This window comes from Bacillus sp. TH50 (genome assembly GCF_016650565.1).
GTDB lineage: Bacteria > Bacillota > Bacilli > Bacillales > Bacillaceae_G > Bacillus_A > Bacillus_A mycoides.
Map to the genome: position 1 here is coordinate 1,382,688 of NZ_JAEKFM010000003.1, position 15,015 is coordinate 1,397,702.

A 15,015-nucleotide genomic window follows, 5' to 3' on the forward strand; every position below is an offset into this window, starting at 1 on the left:
AAGACGTACAAACGCACGTCTTATACTTCTTCTACTTTTTCCGCATCTTCTACCTGCTCTGCAAACTCTTCTGGTGTTTCAAATGTCATTTTTCCTAATCTTCCACCACGAAGCTCACGAAGTATAAGCTCAGATGTTTTATCATAATCAATCATTCCGCCGCCCATTAAGCAACCTCTATTTTTTCCAATTGCATCAAATAACTCCACAATTTCTTCTGGAATGTCATTTAAATTATATCGCTCTTTTAAACGTTCCGGATAATGTTTTTCCATAAAACGTAACGCATAAATAGCTACATCCTGTAGATTTAATATAGAATCTTTAATTGCACCAGTCGTCGCTAAACGAAGACCAACTAATTCATCTTCAAATTTAGGCCACAAAATACCTGGTGTATCTAATAATTCCATTTCTTTCCCAACTTTAATCCACTGCTGGGCCGTTGTCACACCAGGACGATCTCCTGTTTTTGCTATATTCTTCTTCGCTAATTTATTAATTAGTGTAGATTTACCAACGTTTGGAATACCTACAATTAAAGCACGAATTGCTCTTGGTCTAATGCCTTTAGCAACCATTTTATCGAATTTTTCTTTGACAAGAACTTTACAAGCTGCTGCAATTTCTTTCATACCTTGTCCAGCTTGCGCATTAATTGAAATTGCCTTTTGACCTCTTTCATCAAAATATGCAATCCACTGCTTTGTAAGACGATCATCCGCCATATCCGCTTTATTTAAAACAACAAGCCTTGGTTTATGTGTAATAATTTCATCAATCATTGGATTACGAGAAGATAAAGGTAATCGAGCATCTACAAGCTCAATTACAACATCAATTAACTTTAATTTTTCTGTTACTTGGCGTCTAGCCTTTGCCATATGTCCTGGGAACCATTGAATTACCATGTTGCCACCTTCTTTTTCTTTTATTTCACAATACGCGCATCTTTTAACGGCCAATATAGCATATTTGCTTTACCAATCACTTGGTCCATTGAAATTGTACCAATCGAACGGCTATCTTTACTAAAACGACGATTATCGCCTAAAACAAATAATTGACCTTCTGGAACAGTTTTCTTTCCTGTCATTTCTTCAAGAGTAAAATCATATGTAAGCGGTCCGTCAGCAAGTTGTTTTTTCTGCTTATCTAAATACGGCTCCTCATAAGGTTTCCCGTTAACATATAGTTTATCATTACGGTATTCGATTTCGTCGCCTGGCAGGCCAATAATACGCTTAATATAATCTTTTTCTTCCGTCGCTCGGAATACAATAATATCAAAGCGTTTCGGATCACCTATGTGATAGCCAATTTTATTAACAATCATTCGATCACGGTCATGTAAAGTCGGCGACATCGATACACCGTCTACGAGAATTGGGGCAAAGAAAAACTGTCTAATTACGCCCGCTAATACAACAGCAATCAAAATTGCTTTGATCCATTCCCAAAGTGAGCTCTTCTCTTTCTTCATGCTTTCCCCTCCACTGTTATGTAAGCTGCTCGTATTATACCAAAATTTCATATAGATTGGAAAAAGGGAGCTTGTGTATTTACAAGCTCCCATACATGTCTTATCGAATTTCTTTAATACGTGCTTTTTTACCGCGAAGGTTACGTAAGTAGTATAACTTAGCACGACGTACTTTACCACGGCGAAGTACTTCGATGTTCGCGATTCTTGGCGTGTGAACTGGGAATGTACGCTCAACACCTACACCGTAAGAAATCTTACGAACTGTGAATGTTTCACTGATTCCGCCACCACGACGTTTAATTACAACACCTTCGAAAAGCTGAATTCTTTCACGAGTTCCCTCAACTACTTTTACGTGTACACGTAAAGTGTCTCCAGGACGGAATGAAGGAAGGTCAGTTTTCAATTGGCCTTTTGTGATTTCTGTGATTAATTGTTGCATATTAAATTCTCTCCTTTAAACAGATGCTCTTATAAAGTCTTATTAAATTACAGCGGAACATCGTTAATACGGCTACTGATTTCAGTAGCACAAATGTTATAATAGCATATTGCTAGGACTGTTGCAATAGAAAATATATCAAGCCCTTATCGGTCTTCTTTAATCTGTTCCAGCCATTTCTCTTCTTGCTTAGATAATTCTCGTTCTTCCAGTAAATCCGGTCTACGTGTGTACGTACGACGTAGTGACTCTTTATGGCGCCATTCATCAATGTTTTTATGATTTCCTGACATTAGTACATCCGGTACCTTCATACCACGAAAATCAGCAGGACGTGTATAATGTGGGTGTTCTAACAAACCTGTGCTAAAAGAGTCTTCCACTTGTGACGTTTGATTCCCAAGCACTCCTGGCAAAAGACGTACAACACTGTCAGTGACTACCATAGAAGCCAATTCTCCACCCGTTAATACGTAATCCCCAATAGAAATCTCATCTGTTACAAGATGCTCACGAATTCGTTCATCGTATCCTTCATAATGGCCACATACAAAAATAACATGCTCTTCTCCAGCAAGCTCTTCTGCCTTCTTCTGCGTGAAACGCTCTCCTTGTGGACACATTAAGACGATTCTCGGCTTACGGTCTGTTTCCTTCGTTAACTCTTCTACTGCGTCAAAGATAGGCTGCGGGGTTAATACCATACCAGCGCCCCCACCATACGGATAATCATCTACACTATTATGCTTACTAGTTGTATACTCACGAAAATTGACAACACGAAGCTCTACCGCTTCTTTTTCTTGTGCTTTCTTTAAAATTGAAGAACCAAATACACCCGTAAACATATCTGGAAACAATGTTAAAATGTCAATTTTCATTATAGTAGCCCTTCCATTACATGAATGGTTACTAATTTATTTTCAATGTTAACTTGAAGTACAACGTCATCAATATAAGGAATTAGCAAATCTTGACCCTTTGGACGTTTAATCACCCAAACGTCATTCGCACCAGGAGATAGAATCTCTTTGATTGTCCCTAACGCTTCTCCTTCTTCCGTTACAACGTTGCAACCAATAATTTCATGGTAGTAGTATTCACCTTCAGCTAGTTCGCCTAACTGCTCTTCTGGTACTTTTATTAAAGAACCTTTTAACTTCTCTACTTCATCTACATTGTTGTATCCTTCAAGTGTTAATAAATCAAATGTCTTATGTTGACGATGAGAAGTTACCTTCACTGTAAGGTAGTCTGTACCTTTCTCATCCCATATGTATAACGTGTTCCCTACTTTATATCGCTCTTCTGGAAAATCAGTACGAGAAATAACACGAATTTCTCCTTTTACGCCATGAGTATTTACAATTTTCCCTACATTAAACCATTTTGTCATAAATAGTATGTCACCCCTGGTTTCTATATAAATTAAGCATTTCCATTTTATATATGGACCATGCAATTTCTCTTTAAATGTTAAAAAAGGGAGAGGAAATAACTCCTCGCCCTTTTTACGTTTATTGAATTTCCAGTGTGACGTTCTCATCATTATGATGTCCCACTGAATACAAGAGCATTCTAATCGCTTTCGCAACTTTCCCTTGCTTTCCAATGACTTTTCCAACATCCTCAGGATGTACAGTTAATCGATACTTTATTTCTCCGTTGCAAAGTTCCTGTGTAACTTTTACATCTCCAGGATGATCCACAAGAGGTTTAACAATTGTCTCGACTAACATTTTCATTGTCATTGCCTCAATTACTTACCTTGTTTAGATAAGTGGAATTTCTCCATGATACCTTGGTTAGAGAAAAGGTTACGAACTGTATCAGATGGTTTAGCACCATTTCCTAACCATTTTAATGCTGCTTCTTCGTTGATCTTAACTTCCGCTGGTTGAGCAACCGGATTGTAAGTACCGATTTCCTCAATGAAACGTCCGTCACGAGGAGAACGAGAATCTGCAACAACTACACGATAGAAAGGAGTTTTTTTAGCTCCCATACGTTTTAAACGAATTTTAACTGCCATTTATAAAGCACCTCCGAATTTATTTCACACAGATAATTATATTAGCAAAAAGACTATTGCTTTGTAAAGTATTTTTTCTTAACAGAGCCATCTTTTTTCCTTACATGAATGGAAACTTCAATCCACCTAGTCCTTTTTTCTTACCTTTTTGCATTCCCGTCATCGTCTTCATCATTTTTTTCATATCATCAAATTGCTTGATTAGACGATTGATTTCTTGTACCGTTGTACCGCTACCTTTGGCAATGCGCTTTTTACGACTAGCATTGATTATTTCCGGTTGTTCTCGTTCTACTTTAGTCATAGAACGAATAATTGCCTCAATATGCCCAATTTGTTTTTCATCAACTTGTGCATTTTTCAGCCCTTTAATTTTATTTGCACCAGGAAGCATTCCTAACAATTCGTCAAGCGGTCCAAGTTGACGCACTTGTCCAAGTTGTTCTAGGAAATCGTCAAGCGTAAACGAAAGCGTACGCATTTTTTGCTCAAGTTCTTTTGCTTTCTCTTCATCAACTGTAGCTTGCGCTTTTTCAATTAATGTTAAGACGTCGCCCATCCCTAAAATACGGGATGCCATACGTTCTGGATGGAACGCTTCAATTGCATCTAGTTTTTCACCCATACCAGCAAATTTAATTGGTGTATTTGTTACAGCCTTAATAGATAATGCCGCACCACCGCGCGTGTCACCATCTAATTTCGTTAATACAACACCTGTTAATCCTAACTGTTCATGGAAACTTTGTGCTACATTTACCGCGTCTTGTCCTGTCATCGCATCGACAACAAGGAAAATTTCATCCGGTTTCGCAACTTCTTTGACTTTCGCTAATTCACCCATTAGTTCTTCATCAATATGCAGGCGACCCGCTGTATCGATTAAAACGTAATCGTGATGATCTTCTTTCGCTTTCGCAATCGCTTGTTTCGCAATTTCAACCGGACTTACTTGATCTCCTAAGGAGAAAACAGGCATGTCCAATTGCTTCCCTAATGTTTCAAGCTGTTTAATCGCTGCTGGACGGTAAATATCCGCTGCAACAAGCATCGGTTTACGATTATGCTTTTTACGAAGCAAATTTGCAAGCTTACCTGTCGTCGTTGTTTTACCCGCACCTTGCAGACCAACCATCATTATAACAGTAGGTGGCTTATTAGCAACAGCAATTTTGCTTTGCTCTCCGCCCATAAGTTCTGTAAGTTCTTCCTGTACGATTTTAATTACTTGTTGTCCAGGTGTCAAACTTTTCATTACATCTTGTCCGACAGCACGCTCAGACACACGCTTTATAAAATCTTTTACTACTTTAAAGTTAACATCCGCTTCTAAAAGAGCTAGACGAACTTCTCTCATCATTTCTTTTACATCGGCTTCAGAAACTTTTCCTTTGCCACGGATTTTTTGCATTGTCTGTTGAAGTCGGTCGGCTAATCCTTCAAATGCCATATTGCCGCCCTCCTAATCTAATTTTTCGATAGCTTCAACAACTTGTTTCATTTCTTCATTCACATGCTCTTCTTCGCTGAGTAGCTGTTTTAGCTTTGCAACAAGTCGCTGTCGCTCTTGAAACTTTTGAAGTAATACTAATTTATCTTCATATTCTTCAAGCATCGCTTCAGTCCGTTTAATGTTATCATACACGGCTTGGCGACTTACATCAAATTCTTCCGCAATTTCACCAAGAGATAAATCATCTAGATAATAAAGCGACATATAACTTCTTTGTTTTTGCGTTAACAACGATTGATAAAAATCAAATAAATAGTTCATTCTCGTTGTTTTCTCGAGCATGTTGGATCATCCTTCGTTAAGTGATTTCCCTTTACATGACTTAGTTTACATGGAGTATAAAAGAGTGTCAAGTTTTTTTCTTAACATCACATATTTTTATAAAAAAGAAGCGGAAATACCGCTTCTTTCACTTACACTTCTTCTGTTTCTACTACGTTCGCAAACAAACCATAAACATATTGTTCTGGATCAAACTGTTGCAGATCATCCATTTGCTCTCCTAGCCCAACAAATTTCACCGGAACATCCATTTCGTTACGAATCGCTAAGACGATACCACCTTTAGCAGTTCCATCTAACTTCGTTAAAACAATACCAGTAACATTCGTGGCTTCACGGAATGTTTTCGCTTGGCTTAAACCATTTTGCCCTGTTGTTGCATCAATAACAAGTAATACTTCATGAGGAGCCCCTGGTACTTCACGCTCAATTACGCGCTTCACTTTCTCTAACTCATTCATTAAGTTTACTTTATTTTGTAAGCGTCCCGCTGTATCACATAGCAATACATCCACTTTACGGGCCTTTGCCGCTTGTACAGCATCATACATAACAGCCGCTGGATCAGATCCTGACCCTTGTTTAATTACTTCTACACCAACACGATCGCCCCATACTTCTAATTGCTCAATCGCCCCAGCACGGAATGTATCTCCTGCCGCCAATAGGACAGACTTACCTTCTGATTTAAATTTATGTGCAAGCTTACCAATCGTCGTCGTTTTCCCCACACCATTCACACCAACAAATAAAACTACTGTTAATTGATCCTCTTGTATATTAACTTCATTACTAAAATCGCTGTCACCTTTGTAAATGCCCACTAGCTTTTCAGAAATAACAGCCTGTACTTCTTTCGGATCTTGAATGTTACGACGTTGCACTTCTTCTTTCAACTGATCAATTAATTCCATCACTGTCGAAACTCCAACATCCGCACTAATTAAAATTTCTTCTAATTCTTCAAAGAAATCTTCGTCTATTTTGCGGTAACGGTACACTAAGTCATTTACTTTATCAGCAAATGAATTTCTCGTTTTTTCTAATCCTTGTTTAAACTTCTCTGTTACCGTATCCGTTTGTTTTGAAATTTTTTCTTTTAATTTTTTTAAAAAGCTCATACTTCCCATCCTTCCTATCTACTTGCAACAAGTTCTTCGCCATCATCTAAACGAACAGAAACAAGCTTCGACACCCCTGATTCTTGCATTGTTACACCGTACAATACATCAGACTCTTCCATTGTACCTTTTCGGTGTGTAATTACAATAAACTGCGTTTCATCACTAAATTTCTTTAAATACTGCGCAAAACGAGCAACGTTTGCCTCATCAAGAGCTGCTTCCACTTCATCTAGAACACAGAATGGAACTGGGCGTACTTTTAAAATACCAAATAAGAGCGCAATTGCCGTTAAAGCACGCTCTCCCCCTGAAAGTAAACCTAAATTTTGTAGTTTCTTCCCTGGTGGTTGCGCTACAATATCAATACCCGTATTTAGTAAATCTTCTGGGTTTGTCATTACTAAATCCGCTCTTCCACCTCCGAATAATTCAAAGAATACAGATTGAAACTCTGTTCGAATCCCTTCGAATGTAGTAGAAAAGCGTTTTTTCATCTCTTCATCCATTTCCGTAATAAGTTGATGCAATGTCGATTTCGCTTCTTCTAGGTCATCTCTTTGCTCTAATAAGAATGTATGGCGCTCTGCTACACGTTCATACTCATCAATTGCCCCTAAATTTACTGCGCCTAACTCTTCAATGGATAGTTTAATTAGTTTCACCTTTTTACGTGCATCTTCTGCAGGCATCATCATTGTATACTTAAGTTTTGCTGCTTCAAATGAAATAGTATATGTTTCACGTAAATGTTGCAATCTATTTTCCAGCTCTACATCAAGTCGGTTAATTTTCACTTCTTGATCTTTCAGCATCTCAAGAATATATTTATGTTTACCTATTGTTTCTTTCACACCGCGCTCTAAATGCTCGACTCTTTCTTGCAATGATACGCGTTGTTCACGACGAGAACGAATTAACTCCGAAGTTTGATTACGATCATACGCCTTCTTCTCAATCATATTCGTAATTTGTTCTTCGCCACTTGAATTAGATGTCATCTCTTGCTTTAAGAACGCTAAATCTTCTTTCGTTTTTACAAGCGTCGCATCAGTCTCTTCTTTTTCCTTCGTCAATCGTTCGACTTTTTCTTTTTGATTAGACAAACGTTGTTGTTGTTCAGCAGCTTGTACTTTTAGCTCCGTCATTTCCTTCTGAACTTTTTCTTTTGAAGAATATTGTTCACTTTTTTGTTTCGTTAAAACGACGATTTTGCTATCTAATTCCCCAATCTCAGCTTGAAGAGTCGCTAAAATCTTTTCTAACTCTTCTTTGCGCCCTTGCATTTTTACTTGATCTTGTAAAAATCCTTCAATCTCTAAATCGTAAATCGATAAACGATCATTAATACGATGTTCATCTAATTCTAAACGATTAATTTCTTCTCTTAGCTTCTGTTCATCTACACGTTCGGTCTCTACACCTTGGCGTAGCTCTCGTATTTGTACTTCTTTTTCTTGAATCTCTTGCTTTACTGCTTTAACAAAGTTTTCTAGCTTCGTTGTTTTTTCTTCCATGTCAGTTAGTTTTTTAGTCCACTCTTCAAGTTCACGTTGACGTCCCAATAAAGAGGATTTCGCCTGTTTTACAGCTCCACCCGTCATAGAACCACCCGGGTTCACTACGTCACCTTCGAGTGTTACAATACGATAGCGGTATTGCAGTTGTTTCGCTAGCTCATTTGCTCCGCGTAAATCTTTCGCAACAACAACTGTACCTAATAAACTTGAAACTACATTCTCATATTTATTATTGTACTGCACAAGTTCTGCCGCTACACCGACAAACGATGGATGCTGATTCACAATGCGTAATTGATCAAATGATAGCGATCGGCTTTTAATAACAGCTTGAGGTAAAAACGTTGCACGGCCATGTTTATTTTGCTTTAAAAATGCAATTGCATTACGAGCATGCTCTTCTGTTTGTACTACGATATGTTGCATCGCTGCCCCAAGGGCGATTTCCATTGCGATTTCATATTCTTTCGGCACAGTCAGAAGTTCTGCAACAGCTCCCTCAATACCTTGTAGTCTATTTTCTCTAGCCTTTAATACTTCACGTACCCCTTGATAGAAGCCAGAGTAGTCCTCTTGCATCTCTTCTAACATTTCTTTCCGAGAGCGCGCCTGTTGCACAAATTGATACGCTTGATACAGTTTCGTTTCATTTTCACTATACTGTGACTTACATTTCCCAAGTGCCGTTTCTGTCTTCCGTATGTTAGAAATAATGCCAGCTATTTTCTCTCTCGCTTGCTCATAACTGTCTACAAGTTTCGCCTTTTTCGCTGTAATTTCCACACGCATCTGTACATACTTTTCATTTTCTTCATCAAGTCGTTCGTTTTTAGAGTTTTGCTGTTTTGATTGTTCTTCAATCATAGATAATTCATTACGAAGACTTGCTTGTTGATTTAAAAGTTCAATATAGTCACCTTTTAAATTCTCAATTTGTTCCTCTAAATTCTCAGCAAAAGTCGCAAGTAATTGCTCGTTATCATGCAATTTCTTCTCCAATTCTTTTACTTGATTCACAAATTGCATTAAAGCTTCTGTACTTGTTTCAATTTCGCCATCATAACTTGTAGTTTTCTCTGTTAACTCAACAATTAGCTTTTCAAGCTGCGCACAATGTGTCGTTGCATTTTGCTTTCTTTCCTTTAACAGCTCGCGTTGCCCTTCTAGTTTTTCTAGTTCTTTACTAGACAGAAGTAGAACTTCTTGTAAGGAATTTACAGATTCATCAACGGCTTGTAATTGCCCGCGTAATTCCTCAAGCTCTTCTTCACTTTTTTGTAAGTTCGCCGACATTTTAGCTTCTTCATCTTTATTATGCCCAAATTGATTTCGAAGCGCTTCCCACTTTTCATGTAATTCTTCAATTTCATGTACAATAAGCGCAGCTTCTACTTTCTCTAATTCTTCTTTTTTCTCAAGATAATCTTTCGCAATAGAAGCTTGTCTTTCTAGTGGTTCTACTTGACTACTTAATTCGTGAATAATATCTTGTACACGATTTAAGTTTTCTTGTGTTTCCGCCAATTTCCCTTCAGCTTTCTTTTTACGAAGTTTATATTTCAGCACACCCGCAGCTTCTTCAAATACACCACGACGTTCTTCTGATTTACTACTCAAAATCTCTTCGACTTTCCCCTGGCTAATAATCGAAAAAGCTTCCCTTCCCATACCAGAGTCCATAAATAAATCAATAATATCTTTTAATCTACAAGATTGTTTATTAATATAAAAATCACTATCACCCGAACGAGATACACGACGCGTTACACACACCTCGTTATACTCAATCGGTAAGCGTTGGTCTTCATTATTTAAAGTTAATGTAACTTCAGCAACATTAACCGCTCTTCTCGTATCACTGCCGGCAAAAATAATATCCTCCATCTTTGCACCGCGTAATGACTTTGCAGATTGTTCACCAAGTACCCAGCGAATTGCATCAGTAATATTACTTTTCCCGCTCCCGTTAGGTCCTACTACAGAAGTTACACCTGGAACAAAATCGACAGATACACGCTCAGCAAAAGACTTAAATCCTGCTATTTCTAATCTTTTTAAAAACACGAAAGGCCTTCCTCCTATTCTCCGTTGTTGTAAACGTTGTCTGTACGAAAACAAACTACTATACGGATTTCCCACTCCTTTTATTTATAAATAAAAGGAAAGTTTCATTCTATGCATAAGGAATCCCCCTCATTCAAAGGGGGATTCCTCATGATTGTTCTTTTAATTTTTTCAATGCTTCTGCAGCAGCTTGTTGCTCTGCCTCTTTTTTTGACTTACCACTTCCAAGACCTAATGCCTCATTATTTAAAGTTACACGGGACACAAATTCTCGGTTGTGGGCTGGTCCTTTTTCTTGCAAAATTTGATACTCAACATTGCCACTACCATCACGCTGAATCAATTCTTGCAATTGACTCTTATAATCCATCACATGAGAAAAAGCACCTTCATTAATTTTTGGATATACAACTTCTTTTAAGTATCCCCAAACTGTTTCTAGCCCTTGATCAAGATAAAGGGCACCAATAAACGCTTCAAAGACATCCGCTAATAAAGCTGGTCGTTCACGTCCACCCGTCATTTCCTCACCTTTCCCTAATAAAACAAGGCTACCAAATGACATTTCGTTTGCAAAACGAACAAGAGATGGCTCACATACAATAGCTGCACGTAGTTTTGTTAACTCTCCTTCGCTCATTGTCGGATATTTTTGAAACAGATACTGTGATACAGTGAGTTCCAATACAGCATCGCCAAGAAACTCAAGACGCTCATTGTCCTCATGCGGTTTTTTTCGATGCTCATTCACATACGATGAATGCGTAAACGCTTGAATCAATAATTTTTCATCTGTAAACGTAATACCTATCTCTTCTTGAAATACTTTAAAAGCTTCACGATATTTTGCTTCGTATTTTTTTTCTCTATGTTTTCGGTACGGCATAGGTCCCTCCAGATATAAGCCGAGAAGCCCCGTTAAAAAACGGGACTTCACTTAAGCATTATAGATGACTCTCTATGTAAGTCACAGCATCGCCAACAGTAGCAATCTTTTCAGCATCTTCATCAGAAATTTCCATTTCGAATTCATCTTCTAATTGCATTACAAGTTCTACTACATCTAGGGAGTCTGCGCCTAAATCTTCTTTGAAGCTTGCAGCTGGTACTACTTCAGTTTCTTCTACTCCTAAACGATCAACGACAATTTTGGTTACACGCTCTAAAACATCTGCCATTCTATTCACCTCCCCTCAAATATTATATAAAATATTGTCCAAAAAAACTAGGTGAAATCGATTCTTTTATTACATTACCATACCGCCATCAACATTTAACGTTTGACCTGTAACATATTTACTTTGATCAGAAGCAAAAAACGTTACAGTATTTGCGATATCTTGTGCTTCTCCAAACTGAGCTGCAGGAATTAATTTTAACATTTCGGCTTTTATATTTTCATCTAATACATCCGTCATATCAGTCGCAATAAACCCTGGAGCAATTGCATTTACAGTAATATTTCGGCTCGCTAATTCTTTTGCTGATGTTTTTGTTAATCCAATTACACCAGCTTTAGCAGCAACATAATTTGCTTGTCCTGGGTTTCCTGTTACACCAACAACAGAAGCGATATTAATAATACGTCCATGACGTTGACGCATCATATAGCGCGATACTGCTTTCGTACATAAGAAAACACCTTTTAAGTTTGTATTAATAACTGTATCCCATTCTTCTTCTTTCATACGCATTAATAAATTATCTTTTGTTACACCAGCGTTATTTACAAGAATATCAACTTGTCCAAACGTATCTACAGTTTGTTTCACCATTGCAGTAACATCATCAGCATTTGCAACATCTGCTCTTACTGCAATGGCATCTGAACCTAATTTCTTTATTTCATCAACTACTTCATTCGCCTTTTGCTCATTACCAGCATAATTTACTACAACATTTGCCCCTTGTTTCGCTAAATCAATAGCAATCGCACGACCAATCCCACGTGAAGCACCAGTTACTAATGCTACTTTCCCTTTTAACATCAGCTTTCTCCTCTCAAATTTGAAATGGTATCTTTTAATGTCTCTTCATCATATACCGCATATGCTTTCACTGAAGAATCAATCGACTTCATAAGACCAGCAAGTACTTTTCCAGGTCCGATTTCAATAAATGTATCTACCCCTTGATTCACCATATACTCAATAGATGGGTACCATAATACAGGCGAATAGAGCTGTTCAATTAGCTTTGCTTGAATATCTGTACCACGCGTAATAACATCTGCCGTAACATTTGCAATAACAGGAATATTCGTGTCTTGAATTGTAATTTCATTTAAAACACTTTGGAATTTCTCAGCAGCTGGTTTCATAAGCGAGGAATGAAACGGTCCACTTACTTTGAGCGGAATTGCTCTTTTAGCACCATTTTCTTTCGCTCTTTGAGAAGCAAGTTCTACTCCTTGCTTTGTTCCAGAAATAACAATTTGCTTCGTACTATTCATATTAGCAATTTGTACTGCATATCCTTCACTTGTTACTTCTTCTGTAACTCGTTTCAGCATATCCGGATCCGCACCTAAAATAGCTGCCATTGCACCTTCCCCGCCTGGAACAGCTTCTTCCATATATTCCCCGCGTTTCCTTACAGCATATACAGCGTCTTCGAATGTTAATGCACCAGCAGCTACAAGAGCGCTATATTCACCTAAACTATGTCCTGCGACAAAATCAGGTGTAATATCATACTCCTTCAAAGCTGTTAAAATTGCAAAGCTCGTTGTTAATAGTGCCGGCTGCGCATTTGTCGTTAATGTTAACTTTTCTTGCGGTCCTTCAAAAATCACTTCTGAAAGAGAATCATGCAAAACCTCATCCGCTTTTGCAAACACTTTCGCAACCTCTTTATTATTCTCCGCTAACTGTCTACCCATTCCAACTGCCTGTGAACCTTGGCCCGGAAAAAGAAATGCTATTTTTCCCATTTCAAATCCTCCTCTTATTGAAGCGGCTCCTTCTCCATTACACTTGAAATTGTAGGAATTACTTCTTTCGCTACCATTTCTCTCGTTTGACGAATCGCACTAAATATCGATTGGTCATTAGAAGAACCGTGAGCCTTAATGACAGGAGCTTTCAATCCAAACAACGCCGCTCCCCCATACTCCGAATAATCCATTTTATCTTTCAATACCATAAGTTTTGGTTTTAATACCGCTGCTGCTAATTTGCTCGTAAACGAACTCATTAATTGTTCTTTTAACATAGAGAATAACGCAAGTGCTGTTCCTTCTAATGATTTTAGCGCTACATTACCCGTAAAACCATCACATACAACAACGTCTGCTACACCTTGCAATAAATCTCTTGATTCAACGTTTCCAACGAAATTAATTGGTGCATCCTTGAGCATAGCAAAGACTTGTTTTGAAAGCTCGTTTCCTTTACCATCCTCTGTTCCAACGTTTAAAAGTCCAACGCGTGGATTTTTAATTCCTCTTACCTTCTCTGCGTAAACAGAGCCCATTACTGCATATTGATATAAATGAATTGGTTTTGCATCAACGTTGGCTCCAACATCTAACATAACAAAACCTTCTCCATCAACAGTTGGCATTGTAGGTGATAAAGCTGGTCGTTCAATTCCTTCCATACGACCAACAACAAACAATCCAGCTGCCATCAGAGCTCCTGTACTACCTGCTGATATACAAGCATCCGCTACGCCGTCTTTTACTTGCTGCGCCGCTAGTACCATTGAAGCTTGTTTTTTTCGACGAACCGCTCTTACTGGTTCGTCTGTCGATTCGATTTTTTCGTCCGTATGAAGTATAGTAATTCGCTCTTCACTCGTTAAATATTGACGAATCCCCTCTTCTTTCCCTACTAAAGTAATATGTAAATCTGAGTATTCCTTAATAGCTTTCATTGCTCCTAATACTACAGCCTTTGGTGCATGATCGCCGCCCATTGCATCTATTGCGATTTTCATAAGTTGTTACCTTCCTCACTATAATTACTAGATCGATACATTTCAAAAGTGCCTGTAAAGACAAGTTCTTCTCCAACAAAACTACGCACTTTGACAACCGTCCGTCCTTTATCATTCTCTACATCTTCAACACGTACTTTTGCAACAACACGCTCTCCTAATTTTACAGGACGAATATATCGAATGGTGGACTTTGCAGTTAAAGCTAATTCTTCATCAATAACCGCAACAGCTAGTGAGTTTGCTTGTGCAAACAAATGATGCCCACGAGCAATTTGATTTCTTTTAAATACATGTTCTACCTTTACTTCAAAGATAGAAATCGCATGTCTATCTAATTCTATATCAATAATTTCTCCGACAACCTCTTCTAACGGTAAAGATTTCACATCTTCTTCATGTTGTTTTGTAGCCACATGCTTAATTCGTTCTCTTAATTCAGGAATAGATAATTCCATACGATCAAGACGAACAGTTTGTATGCTCACTTGAAATTTTTCCGCTAAATCTTCATCCGTTATAAAAGGATTCGTTTCTATTGTTTGTTGTAATAATTCTTGTCTTTCTTTTTTACTTCTTCTTTTTTTCATACCGCACCATCCATTTTTATGACTAG

At 37.9% G+C, this 15,015-nt stretch carries 17 protein-coding genes; all 17 read right to left on the bottom strand.

Annotation, left to right across the window (positions count from 1 at the left end; genetic code table 11):
• Positions 1 to 20: 20 nt before the first annotated feature.
• Positions 21 to 911, bottom strand: coding sequence for a ribosome biogenesis GTPase YlqF (gene ylqF, locus JFU23_RS07070; protein WP_002014526.1), 891 nt, complete (start codon positions 909 to 911; stop codon positions 21 to 23).
• A gap of 20 nt (positions 912 to 931) precedes the next feature.
• The gene (lepB, locus tag JFU23_RS07075) at positions 932 to 1,483 is read right to left on the bottom strand and encodes a signal peptidase I (protein WP_002066791.1); all 552 of its coding nucleotides are present in this window, start codon (positions 1,481 to 1,483) and stop codon (positions 932 to 934) included.
• A 100-nt stretch (positions 1,484 to 1,583) separates the two neighbouring features.
• The gene (rplS, locus tag JFU23_RS07080; RefSeq protein WP_002014524.1) at positions 1,584 to 1,928 is read right to left on the bottom strand and encodes a 50S ribosomal protein L19; all 345 of its coding nucleotides are present in this window, start codon (positions 1,926 to 1,928) and stop codon (positions 1,584 to 1,586) included.
• A gap of 146 nt (positions 1,929 to 2,074) precedes the next feature.
• Positions 2,075 to 2,809: a tRNA (guanosine(37)-N1)-methyltransferase TrmD gene (trmD, locus tag JFU23_RS07085; RefSeq protein WP_002014522.1), complete on the bottom strand. Its 735-nt coding sequence runs from the start codon at positions 2,807 to 2,809 to the stop codon at positions 2,075 to 2,077.
• Positions 2,809 to 3,324, bottom strand: a complete 516-nt coding sequence (gene rimM / locus JFU23_RS07090) for a ribosome maturation factor RimM (RefSeq protein WP_002014521.1) — start codon at positions 3,322 to 3,324, stop codon at positions 2,809 to 2,811. The genes trmD and rimM overlap by 1 nt, the downstream gene beginning before the upstream one ends.
• Positions 3,325 to 3,445: 121 nt before the next feature.
• Positions 3,446 to 3,673, bottom strand: coding sequence for a KH domain-containing protein (locus JFU23_RS07095; protein WP_002088196.1), 228 nt, complete (start codon positions 3,671 to 3,673; stop codon positions 3,446 to 3,448).
• A gap of 14 nt (positions 3,674 to 3,687) precedes the next feature.
• Positions 3,688 to 3,960 (bottom strand): 30S ribosomal protein S16, encoded by a 273-nt coding sequence (rpsP, locus tag JFU23_RS07100; protein WP_000268750.1) that lies wholly within the window; start codon positions 3,958 to 3,960, stop codon positions 3,688 to 3,690.
• 100 nt (positions 3,961 to 4,060) lie between these two features.
• Positions 4,061 to 5,410 carry a signal recognition particle protein gene (gene ffh / locus JFU23_RS07105; RefSeq protein ID WP_002014519.1) on the bottom strand — a complete coding sequence of 450 codons (1,350 nt, stop codon included), beginning with the start codon at positions 5,408 to 5,410 and terminating at the stop codon, positions 4,061 to 4,063.
• 12 nt (positions 5,411 to 5,422) lie between these two features.
• On the bottom strand, positions 5,423 to 5,755 hold the full coding sequence (locus tag JFU23_RS07110) for a putative DNA-binding protein (protein WP_002033794.1): 333 nt from the start codon (positions 5,753 to 5,755) through the stop codon (positions 5,423 to 5,425).
• Between the two features lie 131 nt (positions 5,756 to 5,886).
• Positions 5,887 to 6,876 carry a signal recognition particle-docking protein FtsY gene (gene ftsY / locus JFU23_RS07115; protein WP_002088200.1) on the bottom strand — a complete coding sequence of 330 codons (990 nt, stop codon included), beginning with the start codon at positions 6,874 to 6,876 and terminating at the stop codon, positions 5,887 to 5,889.
• Between the two features lie 14 nt (positions 6,877 to 6,890).
• Positions 6,891 to 10,460, bottom strand: a complete 3,570-nt coding sequence (smc, locus tag JFU23_RS07120; RefSeq protein WP_201031673.1) for a chromosome segregation protein SMC — start codon at positions 10,458 to 10,460, stop codon at positions 6,891 to 6,893.
• Between the two features lie 148 nt (positions 10,461 to 10,608).
• Positions 10,609 to 11,346 carry a ribonuclease III gene (rncS, locus tag JFU23_RS07125; RefSeq protein WP_002033792.1) on the bottom strand — a complete coding sequence of 246 codons (738 nt, stop codon included), beginning with the start codon at positions 11,344 to 11,346 and terminating at the stop codon, positions 10,609 to 10,611.
• Between the two features lie 58 nt (positions 11,347 to 11,404).
• On the bottom strand, positions 11,405 to 11,638 hold the full coding sequence (acpP, locus tag JFU23_RS07130) for an acyl carrier protein (protein WP_002014515.1): 234 nt from the start codon (positions 11,636 to 11,638) through the stop codon (positions 11,405 to 11,407).
• Positions 11,639 to 11,707: 69 nt separating this feature from the next.
• Positions 11,708 to 12,448: a 3-oxoacyl-[acyl-carrier-protein] reductase gene (fabG, locus tag JFU23_RS07135; protein WP_002014514.1), complete on the bottom strand. Its 741-nt coding sequence runs from the start codon at positions 12,446 to 12,448 to the stop codon at positions 11,708 to 11,710.
• On the bottom strand, positions 12,448 to 13,392 hold the full coding sequence (fabD, locus tag JFU23_RS07140) for an ACP S-malonyltransferase (RefSeq protein ID WP_002128825.1): 945 nt from the start codon (positions 13,390 to 13,392) through the stop codon (positions 12,448 to 12,450). Before fabD ends, fabG begins: the two co-directional genes overlap by 1 nt.
• A gap of 14 nt (positions 13,393 to 13,406) precedes the next feature.
• Positions 13,407 to 14,399, bottom strand: a complete 993-nt coding sequence (gene plsX / locus JFU23_RS07145) for a phosphate acyltransferase PlsX (RefSeq protein ID WP_002128828.1) — start codon at positions 14,397 to 14,399, stop codon at positions 13,407 to 13,409.
• Positions 14,396 to 14,989, bottom strand: a complete 594-nt coding sequence (gene fapR / locus JFU23_RS07150; RefSeq protein ID WP_000747354.1) for a transcription factor FapR — start codon at positions 14,987 to 14,989, stop codon at positions 14,396 to 14,398. The genes plsX and fapR overlap by 4 nt, the downstream gene beginning before the upstream one ends.
• Between the last annotated feature and the right edge of the window lie 26 nt (positions 14,990 to 15,015).

Excerpts from the sequence above, each read along its gene's own strand:
- acpP (WP_002014515.1), bottom strand. The coding sequence starts at position 11,638 with ATGGCAGATGTTTTAGAGCGTGTAACCAAAATTGTCGTTGATCGTTTA.
- JFU23_RS07095 (WP_002088196.1), bottom strand. The coding sequence starts at position 3,673 with ATGAAAATGTTAGTCGAGACAATTGTTAAACCTCTTGTGGATCATCCT.
- fapR (WP_000747354.1), bottom strand. The coding sequence starts at position 14,989 with ATGAAAAAAAGAAGAAGTAAAAAAGAAAGACAAGAATTATTACAACAA.
- lepB (WP_002066791.1), bottom strand. The coding sequence starts at position 1,483 with ATGAAGAAAGAGAAGAGCTCACTTTGGGAATGGATCAAAGCAATTTTG.
- trmD (WP_002014522.1), bottom strand. The coding sequence starts at position 2,809 with ATGAAAATTGACATTTTAACATTGTTTCCAGATATGTTTACGGGTGTA.
- rimM (WP_002014521.1), bottom strand. The coding sequence starts at position 3,324 with ATGACAAAATGGTTTAATGTAGGGAAAATTGTAAATACTCATGGCGTA.
- ylqF (WP_002014526.1), bottom strand. The coding sequence starts at position 911 with ATGGTAATTCAATGGTTCCCAGGACATATGGCAAAGGCTAGACGCCAA.
- JFU23_RS07110 (WP_002033794.1), bottom strand. The coding sequence starts at position 5,755 with ATGCTCGAGAAAACAACGAGAATGAACTATTTATTTGATTTTTATCAA.
- plsX (WP_002128828.1), bottom strand. The coding sequence starts at position 14,399 with ATGAAAATCGCAATAGATGCAATGGGCGGCGATCATGCACCAAAGGCT.
- ffh (WP_002014519.1), bottom strand. The coding sequence starts at position 5,410 with ATGGCATTTGAAGGATTAGCCGACCGACTTCAACAGACAATGCAAAAA.
- rpsP (WP_000268750.1), bottom strand. The coding sequence starts at position 3,960 with ATGGCAGTTAAAATTCGTTTAAAACGTATGGGAGCTAAAAAAACTCCT.
- ftsY (WP_002088200.1), bottom strand. The coding sequence starts at position 6,876 with ATGAGCTTTTTAAAAAAATTAAAAGAAAAAATTTCAAAACAAACGGAT.
- fabD (WP_002128825.1), bottom strand. The coding sequence starts at position 13,392 with ATGGGAAAAATAGCATTTCTTTTTCCGGGCCAAGGTTCACAGGCAGTT.
- rncS (WP_002033792.1), bottom strand. The coding sequence starts at position 11,346 with ATGCCGTACCGAAAACATAGAGAAAAAAAATACGAAGCAAAATATCGT.
- fabG (WP_002014514.1), bottom strand. The coding sequence starts at position 12,448 with ATGTTAAAAGGGAAAGTAGCATTAGTAACTGGTGCTTCACGTGGGATT.
- rplS (WP_002014524.1), bottom strand. The coding sequence starts at position 1,928 with ATGCAACAATTAATCACAGAAATCACAAAAGGCCAATTGAAAACTGAC.